This is a genomic window from Bacteroides sp. MSK.20.82 (assembly GCF_019052485.1).
GTDB lineage: Bacteria > Bacteroidota > Bacteroidia > Bacteroidales > Bacteroidaceae > Bacteroides > Bacteroides thetaiotaomicron.
Genome location: NZ_JAHQUN010000003.1, coordinates 352257 through 371826, shown reverse-complemented (window position 1 = coordinate 371826; position 19570 = coordinate 352257). Strand labels below are relative to the sequence as shown.

14 protein-coding genes are annotated in these 19570 nt (G+C 40.5%); 10 read left to right on the top strand and 4 right to left on the bottom strand.

Annotated features, from left to right (window positions below; all coding sequences use genetic code 11):
* The coding region (locus KTR07_RS05535) for a hypothetical protein (protein WP_217315228.1) at positions 1-199 on the top strand (199 nt) is incomplete at its 5' end.
* 277 nt (positions 200-476) lie between these two features.
* On the opposite strand, the gene KTR07_RS05530 is transcribed toward KTR07_RS05535, so the two are convergent.
* Both KTR07_RS05530 and KTR07_RS05525 read right to left on the bottom strand, forming a co-directional pair.
* Complete coding sequence (locus tag KTR07_RS05530) at positions 477-1184, bottom strand: ComF family protein (protein WP_011108487.1); 708 nt, start codon at positions 1182-1184, stop codon at positions 477-479.
* Positions 1185-1215: 31 nt separating this feature from the next.
* Positions 1216-2019: an inositol monophosphatase family protein gene (locus KTR07_RS05525; protein ID WP_113748869.1), complete on the bottom strand. Its 804-nt coding sequence runs from the start codon at positions 2017-2019 to the stop codon at positions 1216-1218.
* A gap of 312 nt (positions 2020-2331) precedes the next feature.
* Between KTR07_RS05525 and KTR07_RS05520 the strand changes: the two genes are divergently transcribed.
* The 9 genes from KTR07_RS05520 to KTR07_RS05480 all read left to right on the top strand — a co-directional run bounded on the left by KTR07_RS05520 (position 2332) and on the right by KTR07_RS05480 (position 15929).
* A complete protein-coding gene (locus KTR07_RS05520) occupies positions 2332-2559 on the top strand; it encodes a winged helix-turn-helix domain-containing protein (protein WP_055300903.1) in 228 nt (75 codons plus the stop codon).
* 719 nt (positions 2560-3278) lie between these two features.
* Entirely contained in the window at positions 3279-4820 is a 1542-nt protein-coding gene (locus tag KTR07_RS05515; protein WP_113748088.1) for a hypothetical protein, read from the top strand.
* A 228-nt stretch (positions 4821-5048) separates the two neighbouring features.
* The gene (rbsK, locus tag KTR07_RS05510; RefSeq protein ID WP_008761960.1) at positions 5049-5972 is read left to right on the top strand and encodes a ribokinase; all 924 of its coding nucleotides are present in this window, start codon (positions 5049-5051) and stop codon (positions 5970-5972) included.
* A 39-nt stretch (positions 5973-6011) separates the two neighbouring features.
* Positions 6012-6947, top strand: coding sequence for a ribokinase (gene rbsK / locus KTR07_RS05505; protein ID WP_011108490.1), 936 nt, complete (start codon positions 6012-6014; stop codon positions 6945-6947).
* A gap of 12 nt (positions 6948-6959) precedes the next feature.
* Complete coding sequence (locus tag KTR07_RS05500; RefSeq protein ID WP_008761957.1) at positions 6960-10211, top strand: TonB-dependent receptor; 3252 nt, start codon at positions 6960-6962, stop codon at positions 10209-10211.
* 12 nt (positions 10212-10223) lie between these two features.
* The gene (locus KTR07_RS05495) at positions 10224-12224 is read left to right on the top strand and encodes a RagB/SusD family nutrient uptake outer membrane protein (RefSeq protein ID WP_008761956.1); all 2001 of its coding nucleotides are present in this window, start codon (positions 10224-10226) and stop codon (positions 12222-12224) included.
* Positions 12225-12257: 33 nt separating this feature from the next.
* On the top strand, positions 12258-13877 hold the full coding sequence (locus KTR07_RS05490) for a DUF4969 domain-containing protein (protein WP_022471970.1): 1620 nt from the start codon (positions 12258-12260) through the stop codon (positions 13875-13877).
* 11 nt (positions 13878-13888) lie between these two features.
* A complete protein-coding gene (locus KTR07_RS05485) occupies positions 13889-14905 on the top strand; it encodes a nucleoside hydrolase (protein WP_008761954.1) in 1017 nt (338 codons plus the stop codon).
* 19 nt (positions 14906-14924) lie between these two features.
* Entirely contained in the window at positions 14925-15929 is a 1005-nt protein-coding gene (locus tag KTR07_RS05480; RefSeq protein WP_011108492.1) for a GRP family sugar transporter, read from the top strand.
* Between the two features lie 122 nt (positions 15930-16051).
* Here KTR07_RS05480 and KTR07_RS05475 read toward each other — a convergent pair whose 3' ends face one another.
* Together KTR07_RS05475 and ahpF are read right to left on the bottom strand one after the other, a co-directional pair.
* Positions 16052-17878, bottom strand: coding sequence for an endonuclease/exonuclease/phosphatase family protein (locus KTR07_RS05475; protein WP_217315226.1), 1827 nt, complete (start codon positions 17876-17878; stop codon positions 16052-16054).
* A 127-nt stretch (positions 17879-18005) separates the two neighbouring features.
* Entirely contained in the window at positions 18006-19556 is a 1551-nt protein-coding gene (ahpF, locus tag KTR07_RS05470; RefSeq protein WP_055229255.1) for an alkyl hydroperoxide reductase subunit F, read from the bottom strand.
* Positions 19557-19570: the final 14 nt, after the last annotated feature.

The following is a 19570-nucleotide window of genomic DNA, read 5'->3' as shown; positions in this document are numbered from 1 at the left end:
GCATCTGACTGTTAATCAGAGGGTCCTTGGTTCAAGTCCAAGAGGAAGAGCAAAAAAAGAGGTGTATCGAAAGATAGACCTCTTTTTTGTTTCTGCTCTTCTCCCCCCTGCTTCGAAAATAGAGGGTCAGTCCGAAAACCGAAACTCTCATCCCCTTCTTTTATTCACAAAAACATTCTTGTCTTTTGATGGTCTATAAAACTTTAAAGATTCAAAGGTTAACAATAAACTTTCCATCTGAATAAAGTAAGTTCTTTGGGTACATGAATTAATTCGTCCGGCTATAGGCATTCTTTCGTCCGCCTATAGCCGGACGAAAGTTTGCCTATAGGCAACGTTGCGTTTGCCCATAGGCGGACGAATTAATTTATGAAGAGAAAGTACTTATTTGTAGAACAGCAACAACATAATGTAAGCATTGGCATTCATTATAGTTTATATATTAAAGAGAGTCTTCGGGAAGACGACAAGCTACCCTATTCTGCCATAGCCAACGTCAACACACTAATCCGTACTCCTTCAATCTCTGCCAGCCGAGAAGCGCACGCTACGGTAGTTGCTCCAGTCGTCAACACATCATCTACTATTAATATATGCTTTCCTGCCAAATACTCCGAACGATGCAATTCGAAGATTCCATCTACATTCTCCCAACGTTCTAAAGCTGACTTTTGTGTTTGCGTTTCCGTATTCTTCCGGCGTATGATTGCTTCGGTATCCACCGGAATACCTGTTACGGCCATAATCCCGCGCGATATCCATTCACTTTGATTGTAGCCACGTATCTGCTGTTTCTTCTTATGCAAAGGGATGGGAATGATTACATCAACTCCATGAAAGAAGTCGGAAGCCTGCAATTCGGATGCCATATATCGTCCCATAATAGCACCAATTTCTTTTTGTCCTCCATATTTGAGTTGGTGGAGAACTTGCCGAAAATCACTTCCTTTGCGATAAAAGAAAAAAGAAGTGGCACGTTCCAGAGGAAACTTACCCCAAAAGAGTTTTTCTACCGGATTGTCTTTCCGAAGATGATAATCGGTACGAGGCAGGTTTATATTGCACATGGTGCAAATACACTCTTCCCCCTTGGCCAATGATCCGCCACAAACGACGCAGCAACGAGGAAACCAAAGGGACAAAAAAGAATAAAGCCAATCTTTTATAAGTAATGTGTGTTTCATAGTAGTAGCTATTTATACAATCGCAGCAGTCTTACATATCCAACGGAGGAACTTCCGCCAAAAGTTTCAAGAATAAAGGATGCAGGTATCCATTGGTTGCAATAATATGATGACCTTCTATAAAATGGTCGTCACCATAGAAATTAGTCACGCGACCGCCTGCTTCCTGTACAATCAGGGCAGCCGCCGAATAATCCCACTTACCGATAAACGCTTCGGCCCATGCATCAAAACGACCATTAGCTATATAACAGATTGCAGCCGCAGCCGAACCGTTCATGCGAATGCCTCCCACGGCTCCATAAAGGTTATCAATCAGATGGAGAGCCGTCGGTTTATACTGATCATAATTATAAGGTAATTCAGTAAACACAAATGCATTCTTGATATCCCGGACATCCGAAACATGAATTTCCTCACCATTCATGAAAGCCTTTCCCCCTTTCCAGGCATAGAAACATTCATTCCGGCAGACTTCATACACAACTCCCAAAAGCAATTCGGTACGACTGCGCAGAGCGATGCATACACAATAAGGAGCCTCATCGTGAATATAATTCGTAGTTCCGTCCAATGGATCAATGACCCAGCAGTAAGGTTCGTCCTGATAAGTAGCAGAGCCTTCTTCCGTAATAAATCCAGCTTCGGGCAACAAGGCAGAAAGCGCTTTTACCAACCGTACTTCAGACTCTTTATCCACATACGATACATAATCATGCGCATGTTTTTCCACAACACGCTCACGACGGAAATTTTTCCGCTCTTCTTTCAGAAAATGCCCGGCTTCGGTAGCTATGCGGCATACTTCAACTGTAAGTTGCTTTAAATCCAACATTTCATCTTTATTATTAAAAAGTACATCGAAGGTATAGCTTTTCTTATGAAAAACCATCCAAAATGAGTATTATTTTCAGATAGACTATCAAACATTCAACCTTCAATAGAGAGAACAGGCTGCTTATCCCCCAAACTAGTATGTTTTTATTATCTGCCTTCGAAGCATCAACATATCTTAATGCTATCCTCCCAGAGAGCGTCGTGTTAATTTATAGTAAAGATAAAAGATTATCATATAAAAACGTTAGATTATTCATATATTTGGCAATAAAATAACACAATCCAATCAAACTAAAAAGCAAAAAACAGTATGGATAAACACATTATAGGAGAAAATGCAGGTACTTTATGGCAGTTACTGAATGAAGACAACCGGAAATGGGAACTAACAGAAATCAAAGAGGCAACCGGATTTGATGACATGGAATTAGCATCTGCCATCGGCTGGCTGGCTCGTGAAGACAAAATACAGTTTGAACTAAACAAAACCGGTGGCAAGGCTTATATTTACCTGATGCTAAACGTATATATCGGATAAGCAAAATATTATCAACCCAAAAACAATTCTGGTGATTTTTCAAATCGCCAGAATTAACAGTATGCTCAATATTTCATATATTAAATAACAAAAAGACAATTTTTCATTAAATTCAATGACAGGTAATCTTTTAATAAAAGCATAAATAGAAAACACATTCAGAACACACTGCAATATTATACAAAAGAAGCGCTTATTTATTCGTACCAACGAATACTTATACAAAAAAGACCGTATAATTTGAGAAAAACAACCGCATATTTAGAAATAAATAACCGTATGTTTACACCAAATCTTACGTTCCTTTTAAACCAATGAAGCGTTCCTTTTAAACCAACAGACCGTTCCTTTAAAAGGAACAATCCAACGGGTCAAAAGACTTGCTAAAAGCGTCAAGAAAACAGAAATAATTAGCTAGATGGAGTTCAATGCCCGACATTTCAAAAAGAACAAAACGCATAGTATATTTCAGATATCAGAGCACAAACAGCTATGATTCGTACTTATACTTATCAGAAAAACATTCAATCACATTATAATATATTTTTCTGATCTGAGGAAATGAGAATTCCCTGCAATTTTCAGAACAGGCCCGGCCTCTTCCCACAAATATACGCAACAAAGAGCCACTGAAAACACAAAGTGACAGAATGGTAAATTTGCTTTTTACATAAAAATTCCCGAATATTGCAGCCTAATACTAATGCAAAGAGTTCCCTATGAAAAGAGTAGATTCCGTTATATCCCTGATATACTCGTTATCTAAATCAGAAAAGAAGCACTTCTCCCTACAGGTTATCAAGGACAAGGAGGAGAAAGACTATCTGGTGATTTATGATATTGTCATAAAGAGTAAACAACCGAATGGAAATACTGTAAAAGAGGAATTTTACAGACGCAAGCCCAATGGTTCATTTGAAGTGTCCATTCAATACTTATATGAAAAGCTGACGGATACATTACTCACCCTGCGTAAAAAGAAAGATATCTATTACGATCTGCTGAATGATTTGTGCAAAGCCCGAATGCTTTATGAACGTTCTCTGTTTGAAGAGTGTTTCGAAATACTATCCAATACGATAGAACAAGCACAATTCTACGAGAACAACGAAATTCTGACGATAGCTTTGAAGCTGGAACTGGAATATCTGCTCCGTCTGAACTTTCCCAACATGACAGAACAGGAGCTTTTTCACAAACACTTCATTCAAAATGAAGCTTTGAAAAAGATTCGGAAAATCACAGAGCAATCTTCATTGCACAACTTATTGAAATACCGTTTATCTCATATTGGCTCCATCAGGACAGTAAAGCAAAAACAGGATATGAATGACCTTATGGTCAACGAACTTTATATAGCCGCTTCTTCAGACTCCGAAGGTAATTTTGAATTAACACGAAACCATAAACTTTTTCAGGCTAATTACCTGATGGGAGCAGGTGATTACAGAGCTGCCCTAAATTCATACAAAGAACTGGACTCATTATTTGAGCAGAATCAACAGTTCTGGTCAAATCCTCCTATATACTATTTATCTGTACTCGAAGGAGTACTCGGCAGCCTGCGGTCTGTGAGCAACTATGACGAAATCCCCTACTTCCTTGATAAATTAAGAAAGCTCATATCAGACAGCACTTCGCTCGAATTTAAAGTAAATGCAACTTGCCTTCTCTTCCAATACCAACTATTTCCCTATCTGGATAAAGGAGATTTCTCAAAATGTACCCAACTTATGGCAAACTACCAGGAAATACTTTATGATAAAGAAGCTTGGTTAAGCCCTATCCGAAAAAGTGAATTATTGCTTTACACCACACTCGTGCACATTGGCAACCAGGAATATAAAACTGCTAAAAAATATATCAGCAACGCTATCATAGACCATAATATAAAGTATCTGCCTTTAATGAGAACTATTCGTCTGGTCCGTCTCATCGTCTTTTATGAAGTGCAGGAGCATGAGCTGATCCAGTATGAATCCCGCTCCATCACCCGAAGTCTATCTTCCCCCAAAGAACAGACTTTCAAAACAGAACGTATCATTTTATGGTTTCTGAATAAAAGAAATATTCCCATCCTGAAAAAAGACAGAGAAGCATTCTGGGAAAAGCTGTCTCCTGAGATTCATGAATTATATAATAATAAATATGAAAGTCAGCTTTTACGCCTCTTTGACTTTACAGCGTGGATGGAGTCCAAAATCCGGAAAGAGAAACTGTCTGAAGTCCTCAGAGTACGTACTAGCGCAAAAGAATGTTAAAGGCTAAGGTGTCCGATTCGTATTTCAGACGAAAAAAACACTCTTTTCAAATCTCCATTTTCTCTTTGTAATTATATAAATTCATTCCACATTACCCCTTTATTCTCTTCTGTATACAAGGAAAATTCAATATAAGATATCATTTTTGAGATTATATAAACCAATTATTAATGTAGAAAACTATGCATGATTATTGCTTTCATTTGCATAGTCTTAATTTTTAATACTATGGAAACTATATCAATTCATAGACCCAAAATTGTAGTCATCGGTAGTTGCAATACCGATATGGTCGTAAAAGCCAACAGACTACCTGTTCCCGGAGAAACCATACTAGGCGGAACCTTCTACATGAATCCCGGTGGCAAAGGAGCCAATCAGGCGATTGCAGCCGCCCGATTGGGAGCTGAAGTCACCTTCATATCCAAAATCGGATATGATTTGTTCGGCCTGCAAGCATTGGAAATATACAGATCAGAGAAAATTAATACGGAATATATATTTACCGACCAGAAAAGTCCGTCCGGAGTTGCACTTATCTCCGTAGATTCTTTCGGTGAAAATAGCATTATCGTAGCACCGGGAGCAAGCCGTTCGCTTTCTATTGAGGATATCAATAAAGCCGAAGAAAAAATCAAGGAAGCTGATATTATTCTCATGCAACTTGAGATTCCCATAGACACAGTGGAATATGCAGCTACTATTGCTTGCAAATATGGGAAAAAGGTAATCCTCAATCCGGCTCCCGCGTCCAGCCTGAGCAACTCATTCTTAATGAACGTGCACACCATACTCCCCAACCGCATTGAAGCGGAAATGTTATCCGGAATCAAAGTGATGAATATAGAAAGCGCTCATCGTGCCGCTCAGGCTATCGGAGAGAAAGGTATAGAGAATGTTGTCATTACTTTAGGTAAAGACGGGGCTTACGTAAAAGAGAAAGATGAATATACCATGATTCCCGCAAAGGAAGTAGAGACGATTGACACAACAGGTGCCGGAGATGTATTTTGCGGAGCATTCAGCGTCTGCCTGTCTGAAGGGCATTCACTCGCTAAATCTGTGAAATTTGCCAATGCGGCGGCAGCTATAGCAGTCACGCGAATCGGTGCACAGAGTGCGATTCCTTATAAAAGAGAAGTTGTGCTATAAACGAGATAAGACCTAGGTTAAACACATAAATCTGTTCAAATGAAAGTAGTAGTTATTGGAAGTTCAAACATCGACATGGTTGCACAAGTCAACCATCTCCCGGCGCCTGGCGAAACAGTCGGAGATGCCAGTTTCATGCAATCCCTCGGGGGGAAAGGCGCCAATCAGGCTGTAGCAGCAGCAAGACTCGGGGGATCTGTAACGTTCATTACCTCTTTGGGAAATGATATGTATGCAGAAATTCTAAAAAAACACTTTAAGAAAGAAGGTATCACTACTGATTATATCATAGATGATGTTAATCAGCCCACAGGGACTGCACTCATTTTTGTTGCCGACAGTGGTGAAAACTGCATAGCAGTAGCTCCCGGAGCTAACTATTCTTTATTACCCGGTTCAATTATTCATTTTTCAAAGGTAATTGACGAAGCAGATATCATAGTTATGCAAGCCGAGATTCCTTACGAAACGATTAAAAGAATAGCTCTTCTGGCTAAACAAAAAGGTAAAAAGGTATTGTTTAATCCCGCACCCGCCTGCCTGATTGATGAGGAACTGATGAAAGCCATTGATATACTAGTCGTCAATGAACTGGAAGCAGCCTTCATCTCAGGAATTGAATATACAGGAAATAATCTTGAAGAAATCGCTCTAAGCTTATTACAGGCAGGTGCACGCAATGCTGTGATCACATTAGGAAGTCAAGGTGTATATATGAAAAACGACAAAGAAATCATTCAGCTTCCCGGATACAAAGTAAATGCGATTGATACTATTGCAGCAGGTGACACGTTCTGTGGTGCATTGGCTGTAATTTGTGCCCAAAGGGAAATAGACCGAGATGCATTGAGTTTTGCGAATGCCGCGGCAGCTATCGCTGTTACACGTTCTGGTGCCCAACCGTCTATTCCTACTCTCGATGAAGTAAAACACTTCATGTTAGAAAAAGAATTAGCCTTATCATTCAACTTTTAAATTTCATGGATTATGAAAACTAATCGACACTCTACTCTCTTAAAGAAAGCTGTCCACCTGATAACTTATAACTCAAGTCATAAGCTTATCTGCCTGCTGGGCTACCTACTTTTATGTTCAATGAATACATATGCTCAGAATTATGTATCCGGAACAGTAAAAGATAATAATGGAGAACCTCTACTGGGAGTTTCCATAAAAGTAAAAGATGGGAATATAGTATCCGGAACCGTCACTGACTTTAACGGACACTACCAAGTGAAAGCGGATCCAAGTTCAACTATTGAATTCAGTTACATCGGATTTAAAACAGTCCAGTTTACAGTAGGTGATAGAAAAATGATAAACGTAACACTGGGAGTTGACGACAATTTATTGGATGAAGTGATCGTTGTAGGTTATGGTACCCAAAAGAAGATTAATTTAACCGGTTCTGTCGGAGTCATTGACTCGAAAGCCTTCGAAGCAATCCCTGTATCCAATGCAGTCCAGGCATTACAAGGACAGGTTCCCGGTTTGAATATTTATAGCAATCAGGGAGGAGGTCTCAATCAGAAACAATCGATCAATGTACGTGGAGTCGGAACTATCGGAGAAGGTTCTACAGGAAGTGCCCTAGTCTTGATAGATGGTATGGAAGGAGATATTTATTCCATTAATCCGCAGGATATAGAATCTATTTCAGTTCTGAAAGATGCGGCAGCTTCTTCTATTTATGGTTCCAGAGCGCCATTCGGAGTAATCTTAGTAACGACCAAGAAAGGAAAGGCCGGTAAAGCGCAAGTTAACTACAACAACAGTTTTCGTGTAAGTAGCCCTATCAACATGCCTTCTTCATTAGACTCTTACACGTTCTCCTTATACTATAATGATGCAGCTGCCAATTCCGGATGGGGACCTTACAACTGGGTCTCGGAAGAAAGGATAAACCGCATCAAAGACTATATGGCCGGCAAGATTACCGATTCTACCATCCCCGTGCCCAATAATCCTTCGTTATGGGCAGACGGATATTCACAAGGAAATGATAATATTGATTATTATGACTATTTTTTCAAAGACAATGTCTTTGCACACGAGCACAATATCAGCGTTACTGGCGGGACAGACAAAATACAATACTATTTATCAGCGAACTATTTAGGTCAGGATGGAGAGCTCAGAATCGGAGATGAATACTCAAACAGATATACTGCATCTGCAAAAATCAACGCACAATTATCAAAAATAGTATCAGTCGGATTCAATACTCGCTTTATCAGAAGTGACTATGTACAGCCGACACATCTTAATGAAAGTTTTTTTGCCGAAATCGGACGCCAATGTTGGCCTACCAAACCTCTCTATGACCCAAATGGTATTCTATATGACGACCATGTGCTCCAAATGCAAAACGGAGGTGAAAAACAAGAACGAAACACTTGGCTCTACCAACAACTGAATATAACGGTAGAACCTATCAAAGGGTGGCGACTGATTGGAGATTTAAGCTATCGATACAATACACAATATTCACACTGGGATTACTTAACTGTTCATCAGACAGGTGTTGACGGAAAGACTAAGGGCAATACATGGAATAACGATTCCCAAGTACATGAAGGCACTTATGCCAGCGATTATTTTAATGTAAATCTCTATACAGATTATGCAAAGACCTTTGCAAAATCACATAATATGAAAGTTCTTTTCGGGTTTCAAGCCGAACAAAATAATTATAAAGATATAGCTGCTGAGAAGCTAGGAGTCATTTATCCGGGAAAACCGACTATCAACACTTCTACCGGAATGGATTCAAATAACCAAAAAGTTGCTCCGAATGTAGCAGGTGGACACAACAGATGGGCTACCGCCGGATTCTTCGGCAGATTGAATTATGATTACCTGGAAAAATATCTTCTGGAAGTAAATCTACGCTATGACGGTTCCTCACGATTTCGTAGTGACAGTCGTTGGGGATTTTTCCCTTCCGCATCAGTAGGCTGGAACATAGCCAGAGAAAAATTCTTCCTGCCTGTCAGCAAAGTTGTCAACACATTTAAGGTCAGAGCCTCTTATGGTAGTTTGGGTAACCAAAATACATCTTCTTTATATCCGACTTATTCTACAATCGGTACAGGAACAGGATCATGGATCATTGACGGAACATTAGCCAATATTGCCTGGGCACCTTCACTCGTCAGCTATAATCTCTCCTGGGAGAAAATCCGTACATGGAATGCCGGAGTTGACTTTGGCCTGTTTAACAATCGGCTAACCGGCTCTTTTGATTATTACATTCGTAAAACTGACGATATGGTCGGCCCTTCGGAGAAATTGCCTGTAGTCCTTGGAACAGCCGTTCCCAGTTCCAATAATACAAATCTTAAAACATTCGGATGGGAACTGGAACTAATGTGGAAAGACCGGTTAAATAATGGATTGAATTATAGTGCCCGCTTTACACTTGCCGACAGTCGTACCAAGATTACTCGTTATTCAAATCCTTCCGGACTGATAGATGGATTTTATGCCGGAAAATACGTGGGTGAAATATGGGGATATGAAACGATAGGCATTGCACAATCTGACCAGGAAATGGCCGAACACATCGGAAGATTAATCAACGGTGGACAAAGTAATCTCGGACAAGACTGGAAAGCCGGAGACATTATGTATAAAGATCTGAATGAAGACGGAAAAATTGATGCCGGAAGCCGCACCTTACAAGATCACGGTGATTTAAAAAGAATAGGTAACTCCACGCCCCGATATAATGTAGGACTGGAATTAGCCGCCGATTGGAAAGGATTCGATATCAGAATGTTCTGGCAAGGAACATTGAAAAGAGATTATTTTCAGGGTAGTTACTACTTCTGGGGTGCAAACGGTAGACAAGGGCCCTGGTTTTCCACAGCACTAAAAGGACACGATGATTATTTCCGAAATGACGAAGCCAGTCCATTGGGAACGAATCTGAATTCCTACTATCCAAGACCCTTATTCAACACCGATAAAAACCAGCAATCACAAACTAAATATTTACAAGATGCATCTTATCTACGTCTGAAGAATCTGCAGATAGGATATAGCTTGCCACACAACATCGTACAAAAAATGGGAATGCAGCACCTTAGGATATTCGCATCCGGTGAAAACTTGTTCACCATTACGAGCCTTATTGACTTCTTCGACCCCGAATCAATCGAAGGCGGTAGTTGGGGACACGGAAACGTTTACCCACTATCCCGAACATTCTCTTTTGGATTAAATGTCACATTCTAAAAACAGGATATTATGAAAAGACTTACGATATCAACCTTATTGAGCGGAGTGCTCTTTTTGACAAGTTGCAATGATTTCCTAAATCAAGAACCTCTTGATCAACTTTCTCCAAATGAATATCTGACAACAGAAAGTAATATTGCAGCTTTTGCTACTGATCAATATCAAGTGCTACCTACTCATGGCACCTATGGATATGGAACTTTTGAAATTGACAATAACACAGATAATATGGCCGGTATGCAACCTAACGTAATGTATGCACCCGGATACTGGAAAGTAGGACAAGAAGGAGGCTCATGGTATTTCGCTGATATTTACCGATGCAATTATTTCTTTGAAAATGTGCTTCCATCGTATGAAAACAATGCCATTGTCGGAAACACGACCAATATCAAACACTATATCGGAGAAATGTATTTCTTCAGAGCTTTCATGTATTTTGAAAGATTAAAATCATTAGGCGACTTTCCTATTATTACTAAAACTTATCCTAATGAACGTGAAGCTCTGATAGAAATCAGCAAACGAGCCCCCCGAAATGAAGTAGCCAGATTTATCTTATCTGATCTGGACAAAGCTATAGAAATGATGCAAAACATAGCTCCTTCCGGAGGTAAGAACCGGCTAAGCAAAGACTGCGCTATCCTTCTCAAGTCAAGGGTCGCACTTTACGAAGGCTCATGGCTGAAGAATTTTAAAGGAACAGCTTTTGTACCCAATGGACCGGGATGGCCGGGAGCAAATAAAGATTATAATGCTAATTACTCATTTAAATCCGGAAGTATTGAAAAAGAATCAGAGTTCTTCTTTGATGAAGCTATTAAAGCGGCACAAATCATAGCAGAAAAATATAATATATTAACTGCCAATACAGGAGTATTCCCACAAACTTCTTCGGAACCTGAAAATCCTTATTTCAGTATGTTCTGCGATATTGACATGGAGAAATACAATGAAGTACTTTTATGGAGGCGCTACAACACAGGATTAGGAGTGGCAAATGAAGTTTGTCAATACGGATGTGTCGGCAACAATGGAGTAGGCACTACTAAAAGCATGATTGACGCCTTTATTCTTAAAAATGGAGAACCTATTTATGCATCCCCGATGTGGGCAGATGAAAACTCATCTTATTGGGGAGATAATAATATCATTCATATCACTAAAAACAGGGATACCCGTGCAGACATCTTCATCAAAAAGCCAGGACAGAAAAATTTGCATACTCAGGCAGGAGATCATGGGGTAGTAGAAGAATGGGGACCCAATATAACCGCCTCTTCTGTTACAGAAAAGTACAATACAGGCTATGCCTTACGCAAAGGATTAAACCCTGACGGGAAATACACAAATAACACTCAAAGTATTGTCGGTTCTATCATATTCCGTACAGCCGAAGCCTATCTCAACTATATAGAAGCTTATTATGAATTGCATGGTTCACTCGACTCCTATGCAGAAAAGTACTGGAAAGCGATTCGTCGCAGAGCCGGCATTGATGAGGACTATACCAAAACAATCAGGCTTACAGATATGTCAAAAGAAGCAGAAACTGATTGGGGGGCATATTCCGGCGGAGAAATTATTGATGCCACACGTTATAATATCCGCCGTGAACGAAGATGTGAGTTGATGGCGGAAGGTTTACGTAGCATGGACTTACATAGATGGCGTTCAATGGACCAGATGATTACCAAACCCTACCATATCCTAGGAATGAATTTATGGCAGGAAATGTATGGCTGGGACTGGTATAAAGATTCTAACGGCAACTCCATTCTTAAAGAAGGAGAAAATGTTTCACCACGTAGCTTCAGTACTTATCTTGCTCCTTATCACATCACAGCCAATAACATTGTTTACAACGGCTATAAATGGAATATGGCACACTATCTCGATCCGATAGCAGCAGAACATTTTCTGGTTACTTCATCCGGAGGTGATTTGGATTCTTCTCCTATCTATCAGAATCCGGGCTGGCCTATGACAGGAGGAGGAACCCCGCAATAATCCAATAATCTACTAATTTAACAAAGACCAATTATGTATAAAAGAATGATAATACTAACTTACGCACTGGTTTTCTTTTCATTATTCGCAACAGCTTGTTCTGACAATAATAATGAAACATACGTCGAACCAATACTTTCTCAAATAGAAGTAAGTAAACTAGTGACTGAAAACAACAAAACATATGTTTCTGTTGACGGTAAACCTTTTCCGTTTCTTGGTGCACAAATACGCCTTGATGCCCTTCTCAATTGTGACAAGATGACTATTAATGAAGTGGAAAACTACTTCAAGAAAGCTCAGGAACTGGGACTAAATTGTGTACAAATTCCAATTTCATGGAATATGGTAGAGCCTAAAGAAAACAAGTACGATTATAGTATCGTAAACTCAATCTTGCAGTTCGTCAACAAGTATAATTTGAAAATGGAATTACTTTGGTTCAGTACGAATATGGTAGGAGATTCATTCTCCTACCTGATACCTCAATATGTGCTTCAAGAATATAACAAAAGGCTCAGCCGGAATGATGAAGGAAATTTTTGGAACTATTATGGTTATCAATACACCATGATTCTTGATGATGAATGGATACTGGAGAGAGAAACCAAAGCCATCACCGCCTTATTTAACCACATCCGATACTGGGATTCTCAAAATGGAGACAAGCACCCCGTTATATCAGCTCAGATCCATAATGAACCTGATGCGTTAATGCGCTGGAGAATCGACCAAAAAGATTTAAAATATCGGGATGGGACCCCTCTAAGCAAAGAGAAGGCCTGGACAATGATCACAAATGCATTAAATACTGTAGGAAAAGCTGTAAAAAACAGTTCTTACAGAGTAGTAACTCGTGTCAATCTAATTTACGGTGATGGTATTAATCCATTTCCAGAGGCTACTAATGCTCGCCCCAAAGATGTATTCGATCTTCAAGGCATTGATTTCATTGGCGTTGATGCTTATAAAGATAATGTTAAACATCTCAAAAATGAAGTCATGGCATACGCATCAATTGCAGGAAATTATGCGCTGGTTGCCGAGAACAAAGGTAGTTATGCAAACAGTCCGAGTCTTATCTTGACATCTTTCGCATTAGGAGGAGGCTATGATATTTACGATTTGGCTACCAGTAACTTCTTTATCAACAACACCACCGAACCGGACCAAATTGACCACGGAATTTATACATGGGATTTACAAGAAAAAGATTTTACACCTCCTACTCGTAGTCTCATAAAAGGCTTGGCGGCAGCTTATATAGATGTTGCCAAAGTAAAACCGGAGAACTTTGCAGCATTTAATATTAACGATAATCAGCCAAAAGACAAATTAGAACAACTAATATGTACTACTGGAGCACAAATCACATTCCAGACAAATAATGCTTCTTTAGGTTTCGTATTAGATATGCACAATTATTTACTGATTTATAGTTTGAATGACTCTCAATTCAAACTAGAGAATGGTAAATTTGGAGAAACCATTTCCGGAAGATATGATGTAAATGGCACATTTACCAAAGAAGGAACTGCAACTTTAGAAAATCAGACTCTCCATGCTAAAGGAGGCGTACTTTATAAAGTAAATTATTCCTCGCAACAATCATTAACCAGCAATACAATTGAGAATATTGGAAATAACTTATAAAAACCCAAGATATGTTCAAATATATAGCAATCATTCTAATAACCGTCTCTTTATTCTGTTCCTGTGCACAACAGAAAGAGACTACTTCTGCAATTCCTGTCATACTCGACACGGATGTTGGAAATGATATCGATGATGTTTTAGCCATGCAAATGCTGCTTAATTATGAGAAAAAAGGAAAAATTGATTTGCTAGGTATCACTATAAGCAAGTGTAATCCTTATTCACTGGAATATATTGACGCTTATTGTCGTTTCAACGACAAATACGACATACCTTTAGGTTATGCTTATAATGGGATGAATACAGACGACGGACATTATCTCCGCCAAACGCTGGATACTATTATTGACAACAATAAAATATTACATCCAAAAAGAAGCCTAAAAGATCATATTCTGGAAGGATATAAACTGTTGCGTAAATTGCTGGCAGAGCAAGAAGATCATTCTGTGGTATTTATAGCCTTAGGCCCGGAAACAAATCTAGCCCGTTTGCTTATCTCGGAAGCAGATGAATACAGCGAGCTGGATGGAAAAGCCTTGGTAGCACAAAAGGTAAAATTACTATCTGTCATGGGAGGACTCTATGGTAATGAATTCGACTTCCCTGAATGGAACATTGTTAATGATCTGAATGCAGCCCAAATTACTTTCAAAGAATGGCCTACTCCAATTATTGCCAGCGGATGGGAACTAGGAAACAAAATTCGATATCCTCATCAAAGTATATTAAATGATTTTGCCGGCAGTTATAAACATCCTCTGTGCGTATCATATAAAATATATCAGGAAATGCCATATGACAGAGAAACATGGGATTTGACATCCGTGCTACAAGCCATAGAACCGGGGAATAATTATTTCAATTTATCCGAGAAGGGAACAATCACCATAGACAGTATCGGACAAAGTATTTTTTCTCCTTCTGAAAGCGGTAAACACCAATATCTCACTATTCAAGGGGAAGAAAATATTCGGGCAACCCGCAACGCACTTATAAGACAAGTGACAGGAAAAGAGAATTGAAATCTTAAAAAAAATCATTATGTATATAGTCAATAGTTACACCTTAGCTATTATCTTCTGCTTTATCACAATGATATGCTGGGGATCGTGGGGAAATACCCAAAAACTGGCCAGTAAGAATTGGCGTTATGAACTTTATTATTGGGACTACACCATCGGCATCTTGCTGTTCGCCCTACTTCTGGTATTCACACTAGGAAGTTTCGGAGATTCGGGAAGAGGTTTTCTGGAAGACATCCAACAAGTGGAAGCGGCATATATTGCCAGTGCACTTATCGGAGGAGCTATTTTCAATGCTTCCAATATTCTCCTTTCCGCCTCAGTATCCATTGCCGGAATGGCAGTAGCTTTTCCATTGGGAGTAGGACTGGCATTGGTATTGGGAGTATTCATTAATTATTTCAGCTCCCCCAAAGGAGATCCGTTCTGGCTATTCACAGGAGTCGTGCTGATTGTTATCGCCATCATTTGCAACGGTATTGCAGCCGGTAAGAATCAAAAGGCGGGAACCAATAACAGCAAAAAGGGAATTATTCTTGCTGCTATTGCCGGTATACTGATGTCATTCTTTTACCGGTTTGTCGCCGCTGCCATGGATTTGAACAACTTTGAATCACCGACAACCGGAATGGCAACTCCTTATACTGCATTCTTCATCTTTGCTATCGGAATCTTCCTAAGCAACTTCCTCTTCAATACACTTGTGATGAAGCGTCCGTTCGTTGGTCTACCCGTCACTTACAAGGAATACTTTGCCGGAAAAGCAAGTACACACATGGTCGGAATTCTCGGAGGATGCATCTGGGGATTAGGTACGGCATTAAGCTACATTGCCGCAGGAAAAGCGGGAGCAGCCATTTCTTATGCACTTGGACAAGGAGCACCGATGATTGCTGCCCTTTGGGGTGTTTTCATCTGGAAAGAATTTACCGGTAGCTCCAAAGCGACAAACAGACTTTTGGGAGTCATGTTTATATTATTCATTTTGGGCCTGACATTCATTGTCATCTCAGGAGGAAGCTAAAATAAAAAAGAGGTAAAGGAACTATTAGGTATTATCAATATAAAAAGAATCACCCCAAAAGTTAGAAACTAAACTTTTGGGGTGAAATTCAATTCTATGATTCAAACTATCATATACATTATTCAGACCGTTATATCCAGCAAAGTTTCTCCCTTTGCATCCAACACCCTGACTCTGAGTTCTTCTTTCCTCTTCTCAAGAATCATCACGGTAGCACCCTCCATCTTATATCCTCCACCTATAACAACCGGAAAATGATTCCCCAATTCACCTTTCGGGTGATAAGCATACTTATGAGTATGAGCATTCAGACAGATATCAAAAGGAGCTTTTTCCAGCAGCTTAGTCCATAGTTCAGTACAAAGATTCTTTCCATCATTACCATAAAGAGGGATATGATGCAGGAGGATACGTTTTTTCGCTTTCTTAAATTCTTTGGCAGCCAGTTCTTTCTTCAGAAAACCGACCTGTTCGTTACGTAACTGGGTGAAATCATTCAAATCATAATAGACCCAATGATCGTCTGTTTTGTCTTCTCCACAGTCCAGCATGACAATACGGGTATCTCCCCAGTTGAAAGAGCCATAAGTCTTGTCACCTACATAATCGAAATGGTCACGCAAACCGATAGAATAAGCGTTCCGGATTTCGTGATTCCCCCGCATAAAGAAAGTCGGGATACAATCACCGCGCACTCCTTCGGTCAGTTCACTGATAAAGGCAGTTGCCTGATCATGACTTGCCGGGTCGTCTACACAGTCACCGTTGAAAACAACAAAATCATAGTCAATATCCTGAATTTGCCTGCACAAAGCCCGGAAGGTATGGGTATGCTGATGCAGATCATTGAACACAACAGCACTAAAAGAATCCGTACCGGTTACAGGCAGAGTAAATTCACTGAAAGCAGAACGGGCAGTATTTCCGAAAACTTTCTTATATGCCTGATAAAGCAACATTTCTTGTGAACAGACACGATAATAATACTTTTGACCGGGCTGCAAATCATCCAGCCGTATTTTATGTAACTTGTTATTGCAGACTACCTGTCCGTCAACAATAGTACGCGCACGCTTTAATTGAGTCGTATCCGTACCGTATTCTACCCAACAATAAGCAGGAACAGTGGTTTCCCACATCACGGTCATTCCATTTCCAACCGGATTCTGCAAATAGGGTTTAGTACGGAATATCTTATCCGCCTTTTCGGCAGTGCGCAGTTCCACAACAATAGGGCGATGATCGGATGCTACAGGTTCATTCACCACTTCCGAAGAGACGACGGCAAATCCTTTATCATTCTGCTTAAAAGCCGCCACGTAATCGATAGTCTCCTTTGGGGCGGGAGCAGGAAAAGTGTGTTGTCTGGGATTAGAGAGTATCCGAAATTCTTTCTGCAACTCTTTAATAAAGTCCGATTCCGGCTCCGCATTCATGTCTCCCGCCAGAAAAAGAGGCTTTTTATAGGAAGCTGCAAAAGTTTTCAGAATCTCCAATGACTTCATCCGGTCTTCTTCCGTAAGGGATAAATGAGTGCAACAGTAAATATAATCTTCAAACTCCGCTAAGATCAATGCACGGGCTTCTTCCCTGCCGGGCAGAGCTATAGTCTGCAAATGAACCGGAGCTTTCTTTGACAGCAGACCGATTCCGTATTTTCCGCCATCATAATCTATAGCCGGAGCAAAGCAGGCATACATCTGTGTCCGCTCGGCTATCTCACCTAATACATATTTCTGATTACTCCGATTGGTCACGCTGTCTACTTCCTGCACGGCTACCACATCGGGAGAAGCGTTATTAATCACATTTGCAATACGCTGGAAGTCACAGACACCATCCATGCCTGTTGCATTTTTGATGTTATAGGTCATCAGTCTCAACGTATGCTGAGCCTGCACCGGAACAATTAACAAGATCGCGGAAATCAGTAAGAATATCTTTTTCATGTTTCTCATTGGGGGTTAAATATTAGAATCACAAAGGTAAGAAAAAAATAAAAGCCACAAGAGACTTTTTACAATCTCTGTGGCCATTACTTATACATGAGGGGAAATGTATAAATAATCTATTTTATCAGATGATGCCCCGTACGCGGTCATCAAAGGCAGAAAGGGCGGCTTTGGCACCTTCGCCCATAGAAATAATAATCTGTTTGTAAGGTACGGTCGATACGTCTCCGGCTGCATAGATTCCCGTCACATTGGTACGGCAATGCGCATCGATAACGATTTCACCCGGTCGGTTTGTTTCCACAATATCACGGAAAACGCTGCTATTGGCGGAAAGTCCGATCTGCACGAATACTCCGTCCAGTTCTACCAAACGTTCTTCTTCCGTCTTACGGTCTTTGATGCGCAAGGCTGTCAGTTTATCGCCATTACCAATTACTTCTGTCGTTTGCGAACTCACGAATACTTCCACATTCGGCAGAGATTTAAGTCTTTCCTGAAGGACATTATCCGCTTTCAGTTCATCCATAAATTCAAAGACGGTGACTTTAGAACAGATACCTGCCAAGTCAATGGCTGCCTCGATGCCGGAGTTTCCACCGCCCACTACCGCAACCTGCTTTCCTTTATAGAAAGGACCGTCGCAATGAGGACAGAAAGCGACTCCACGCCCGATATAATCGTTCTCGCCGGGAACATTCAGTTTTCGCCAGCTTGCACCTGTAGCGATAATCAATGCAGGAGCAATGAATTTCTCTCCTACGGAAGTAGTTACCAGTTTATCTTTTCCGGCAAGTTCTACCTTTTCTATCTTACGCTGTTCCAACAAATCAACAGGATAACGCAGAAGATGCGTTTTCAGATTATCGGCAAGTTCGCTTCCTGTTGTTTCGGGAACCGAAATCAGATTCTCAATGCCTACCGTCTCTTTCACCTGTCCGCCGACACGCTCGGCAACAATCGCCACGCGCAAGCCTTTACGGGCAGAATAGATGGCTGCTGATACTCCGGCAGGACCGCCACCGGCTACGATAACATCGTATTCCTTCACTTCCGTCTCCACCTTGGTTTCATCAATACCGTATTGCGCTTCCAGTTTAGCAAGCAATTCGCCAAATTCGCCACGACCTACATGAAGCAGTTTCCCATCGGCAAATACAGAAGGCACGCCTTGTATCTTCAAGGCATCCACTTCATCCTGATACAGTGCACCGTCAACCATTTCATGAGTAATGGAAGGATTCAGTGTGGTCATTGCATTCAATGCCTGAACTACATCCGGACAGTTGGTGCAAGTCAGTGAGACATAGGTCACTAAGTGTATCGGACCCTTCAAGGCTTTCACACGGTTGCAGACAGCCTCATCCGGAAAATTCTTTCCCTTACCGTCCAGATTCAGGATGGCGAGTAATAAAGAAGTAAACTCATGTCCGTTGGGGATAGCACGGAAAGTAATTTCTGTAGGTTTACCATTCTTTCCTATCGTAAATTTAAGTCCGCTTCCTTCATTTACCATACAAGTGATGTGATCGGAACATTCGGCTACATCGCTCAGCAATTCCAGCAATTCGGCACGGCTTTCATGACTGGCTGATACGGATATATCAAAGGTAAAGTCAGCCTCCAGTCCGGCAAAAATACCCTTCAGTTGTTCTTTTAATGCAGGTTCTAACATCTCTCTTTCTCCTT